The sequence below is a fragment of the Hymenobacter terrestris genome, from assembly GCF_013377905.1.
Classification (GTDB): Bacteria; Bacteroidota; Bacteroidia; order Cytophagales; family Hymenobacteraceae; genus Hymenobacter; species Hymenobacter terrestris.
In genome coordinates, this window is the sequence record NZ_JABKAV010000117.1 from 1 (window position 1) to 4,871 (window position 4,871).

A 4,871-nucleotide genomic window follows, 5' to 3' on the forward strand; every position below is an offset into this window, starting at 1 on the left:
CAGGGCATGGTAGGCGGCAGGGCCGGGTAGCGAAACTCGTGCTGCCGCAAGGAATCGGTGGTGCGCAGCGGGTTGGCCATGAGCGACTTCGAGCTAAAGAACACGCTACCCTGCAGTTCGGCCGGGAAGGTCCGGTTCAGGCGCACCTGGCGGGGCAGCTCGCGGGGGTTACGCCACACGGTGTCGGCCTTGGTGTTTTCGAGCATGCGATAGGCGCCGTGGCCGATGTACACGTGGCGGCCATTGGCGTTGCGCGCCCACCACTCGATGAGCGTGGGGTAGCGGGCCACCGCAAAACCGGTGCTCCAATATAGCTGGGGCAGCAGGTAATCCACCCAACCCTGGCGGGTCCATTCCAGCGCGTCGGCATACAGGCCGTCGTAGCCCTCGAAGGCGCGGGTATCGGAGCCGTTGGGGTCGGTGCGCTGGTTGCGCCACACACCGAAGGGCGAGATGCCGAACTTCACCCAGCGCTTGGTACTGCTGATGGATTTGTGCAGGTCGCGGATGAGCAGGTTCACGTTCTGGCGGCGCCAGTCGGCCAGCTTCAGGTTGTCGGGGTTGTAGCGAGCGAAGGCATCCTGGTCCTCAATCACCTTCTTGGCCTCCGGATACGGATAGAAGTAGTCGTCGAAATGCACCCCGTCGATGTCGTAGCGGCGCACCACGTCTAGGATTACCCGGTTGATATAGGCGCGCACTTCGGGCAGACCGGGGTTGTAGAGCAGCTTGCCCGAGTAGCGCAGAAACCACTCCGGGTGCTGCCGGTACGGGTGGTTGGGCGCGAGGCGGCGCGTGAGCGTGTCCATGGTAGCCCGGTAGGGGTTGAACCAAGCGTGGAACTCCATGCCGCGGTTGTGGGCCTCCTCAATCAGAAACGGTAGCGGGTCGTAGTAAGGGGCCGGGGCCTTGCCCTGGGTGCCGGTCAGCCACTTGCTCCAGGGCTCCAGCTCGCTGGCGTAAAAGGCGTCGGAAGCGGGCCTTACCTGCACGAACACGGCGTTGATGCCGGTACGCTGGTGGTCGTCCAGAATACGGCGGTACTCGCGGCGCTGCTGCTCAGGGCTCAGGTTGCGGCTGCTGGGCCAGTCGATATTCTCGACGGTGGCAATCCACACGCCCCGCAGCTCCCGCTTCGGCGGCACCTCCTGGGCCCAACCTTCGTAGGGCAAACCAATCAGCAGGCAGGCAATCAATAACAGAACAAACGGGCGGGCGGCAGGCAATATGAGCATTACCGCAAATTTAGGCCTAAAATCGTAGGGTCGGGGCTTGTCCCCGCCCGCCGTCCGAACAGCTACGCCTGGTTCTATGCAATAGCACACACTGGCCGCGGGCGGGAGCAAGCCTCGCCCCTACTATTTTCCATATGTTCGTTTTGGCGGCATCGTTCAACGGCGGGCGGGGACAACTGAAGGACAGCGAAGCTAAGCTCCGCCCCTACGTCGTGCCAACTACCGTTATTTCAGCAGCTCGTGCAGTACGGTTTGCATGGCGAAGGTACGGTTGCCGGCCTGCTGAATGATGAGCGAGTTGGGCGAATCGAGCACGGCGTCCGATACTTCCACGTTGCGGCGCACGGGCAGGCAGTGCAGGAACCGGGCGTCGTTGGTGCCGGCCATATGGGCGGGCGTGAGCATCCAGTTGGGGTCGGTGCTAAGTACCTGGCCGTAATCGTGGTAACTGCTCCAGTTCTTGGCCTGCACGAAGTCGGCGCCGGCCAGGGCCTTGTGCTGGTCGTACTCGATGCGGGCGCCGCGGGTGAAGATGGGGTCCAGCTCGTAACCTTCGGGGTGCGTGATGACCAGGTCCACCCAGTCGATGTCGGTGAACCAGTCGCAGAACGAGTTGGGCACGCACTGGGGCAGCGCGCGCACGTGCGGGGCCCAGGTAAGCACCACTTTCACGCGCTCGGTGCGCTTGGTTTCGGCCACCGTCAGCAGGTCGGCGAAGCTTTGCAGCGGGTGCAGCGTGGCGCTTTCGAGACTGATGACGGGCACCGTGGCGTAGCTGATAATCTTGTTGAAGAATACCTCGCCGTAGTCGGCCTCCCGGTCGGTGAGCGTGGGGAAGGTGCGCACGCCCAGCACGTCGCAGTACTGGCTCATCACGGCAATGGCCTCCTTGATATGCTCCTGGGTCGAGCCGTCCATCACCGCGCCGTCGACCGTTTCCAGCGTCCACGAGTCGGTACCGGCGTTCAGCACCCATACCTGAGCCCCAAGGTTGTAGGCCGCCTTCACCGAGCTGAGACGGGTCCGCAAACTGGGGTTGAAGAAGATGAGGCCGACGGTTTTGTTGCGCCCGACTTCCTGGTATCCAAACGGGTTGGCCTTGATTTCTAGAGCTTGCTGCAATAGGGCTTTATAGTCGCCCGCATCGGCGAAGGAGGTGAAGTTTTTCATGGGTAAAGTGTGGTGTGTTAGAACGTCATGCTGAGCGAAGCCGAAGCATCTCTACCACGCCGTTGGCATCAGTTGCCTGAAATATATTCGCCGCTATCAGTACAAGCAGATGTTGGTGAGCGGAGTGGAGTACTCTTGCGACATTCTGATTCCTAGGATCAACCGACTTGAGTGCTCATCTCTGTTGTGTGTTTTTCCATAGCAGAAGGTAAACTCATTATCATCTATCATCAGTTTGAAGCAGTAGCTATTTACACTTCCTAATTCTGTGTATTCTGCTACTTCTACTCTATTCGTTTCCTCTGCTTCGAATACCACACAGGGCTTATTACTGTCGAAAGCTTTACGCGACCTATAAATCTTGATTTCAGGCATAGCTTCAGTCGGTATGGTTAACCATGCCACTCCAGATTTTGGTGGGATTGGTCAGGATATAGACGTACATACAGCTACATTACAAAGAAAGAACGCCATGCTGAACTTGCCGAAGCATCTTTACCGCAGTGGTAAATGAATACTCTGGCAACGAAACGGTAGAGATGCTTCGACTTCGCTGCGCTTCACTCAGCATGACGTTCCTTTTGGCTCGTTCTGGCGAATTACATGGCCTTGTACTCGTTCCAGCTCTTGATCTTGAGGTCCTCCATTCCTAGCGTACAAAAGGCGCGGATGAAGGCCTTGGCCAGCCGCGCATTCGTCAGCAACCCGACGCCCGAATCCACGGCCGTGCGGCGGATTCGGTAGTCGTTGTCCAGCTCGCCTTTCGAGAGATTCTTGGGGATATTGATGACTAGATCGATCTTCTTCTCCTTTAGGTACGTCAGCACGTTGGGCTCCTGCGCGTCGTTGGGCCAATAGAGCAGGGAGCTGGGCACGTTGTTTTCGGCGAAAAAACGGTGGGTGCCCTGGGTGGCGTAAATTTGGTAGCCGCGCTGCACCAGCAGCTGAGTGGCGGAGAGCAGCGCCACTTTCGACAGGATGGGACCGCCGGAAATGAGCACCGTTTTCGCCGGGATTTTGTAGCCCACGCTCAGCATCGATTTGAGCAGCGCTTCCTCGGCGGTATCGCCCAGGCAGCCCACTTCGCCGGTGCTCACCATGTCCACGCGCAGCACCGGGTCGGCGCCGGGCAGGCGGGTGAACGAGAACTGCGGGGCCTTCACGCCCACGAAGGGCAGATCATACACCCGCTCGCTTTCGTCGCGGGGCACTTGCTTGCCCAGCAGCACCTGGGTGGCCTTTTTGATGAGGTTGTTGCCCGAGATTTTCGACACGAACGGGTAGCTGCGCGAGGCCCGCAGGTTGCACTCAATCACGCGGATGGTGCCGTTCTTTTCCAGGAACTGGATGTTGAACGGCCCGCTGATTTCGTAGCGTTTGGCAATCTTCTCGGCAATGATTTTGAGCTTACGCACCGTGCCCACGTACACGCGCTGGGGCGGGTAATACATGGTGGCGTCGCCGGAATGCACGCCGGCAAACTCCACGTGCTCAGAAATAGCGTAGCTCACAATCTCGCCTTGGTCGGCCACCGCATCGAGCTCTATTTCCTTGGCCTCCTGGATGAACTCGGACACCACTACCGGGTATTCGGCGCTGACCTGCTTGGCCGCTTTCAGGAATTCTTCCAGCTCAAAAGGGTTGGAAACCACATTCATGGCCGCGCCCGACAGCACGTAGCTCGGCCGGATGAGTACCGGGTAGCCCACTTCGCGCACAAACGCGTGCATGGCCTCCAGCGAAGTCAATTCCTTCCAGCGCGGCTGGTCAATGCCCAGCTCGTCCATGATGCGCGAGAACTTGTGGCGGTTCTCGGCCTCGTCGATGTGCGCGGCCGTGGTGCCCAGAATGGGCGCGTGGGCTTCTTCGAGGCGCACGGCGAGGTTGTTGGGAATCTGGCCGCCGGTGCTCAGAATCACGCCGCCGGGCTGCTCGAAATCCAGAATATCCATCACCCGCTCGAAGCTCAGCTCCTCGAAGTAAAGCCGGTCCGAAACGTCGTAGTCGGTCGAAACGGTTTCGGGGTTGTAGTTGATGAGGATGGTTTTGTAGCCCTCCTCGGCGGCCGTTTGCACGGCCTGCACGCCGCACCAGTCAAACTCAACTGACGAACCGATGCGGTACACGCCCGAGCCCAGCACCACAATGGACTTGCTGGTTTCGCGCTCCAGGTCGTTTTCGGTGCCGTGGTAGGTGGTGTAGAGGTAGTTGGTTTTGGCCGGGAATTCGGCCGCCAGCGTGTCAATCTGCTTCACCACGGGCAGCACGCCCAGGGCCTTGCGGCGGGCGCGCACGCGCAGCTCGTCGGCCTTCACGTCGCCTTCGCCCAGGAGCTGCACGGCAATCTGCTGGTCCGAAAAACCGGCTTTCTTGGCGTCGCGCAGCAGCTTGGTTTCCAAGCCATCCAAACCGTTAGCGCGGCCGGCGGCCAGCAGCTGGCCCAGTTGGAAAATGGTGAACAGGCGC

At 59.8% G+C, this 4,871-nt stretch carries 3 protein-coding genes; all 3 read right to left on the bottom strand.

What is annotated here, in order from left to right; translation table 11 throughout:
- Positions 1 to 1,235: glycoside hydrolase family 10 protein (locus HW556_RS17970; protein ID WP_176901501.1), on the bottom strand; the 1,235-nt coding region annotated here is incomplete at its 3' end.
- Positions 1,236 to 1,460: 225 nt separating this feature from the next.
- Positions 1,461 to 2,405 (bottom strand): Rossmann-fold NAD(P)-binding domain-containing protein, encoded by a 945-nt coding sequence (locus HW556_RS17975; RefSeq protein ID WP_176901502.1) that lies wholly within the window; start codon positions 2,403 to 2,405, stop codon positions 1,461 to 1,463.
- 599 nt (positions 2,406 to 3,004) lie between these two features.
- A partial coding sequence (locus HW556_RS17980) for a carbamoyl phosphate synthase preATP-grasp domain-containing protein (protein ID WP_176901503.1) occupies positions 3,005 to 4,871 on the bottom strand: 1,867 nt, incomplete at its 5' end.

What these genes read in the sequence shown, in the direction of transcription:
- HW556_RS17975 (WP_176901502.1), bottom strand. Translation starts at nt 2,405, where the DNA reads ATGAAAAACTTCACCTCCTTCGCCGATGCGGGCGACTATAAAGCCCTA.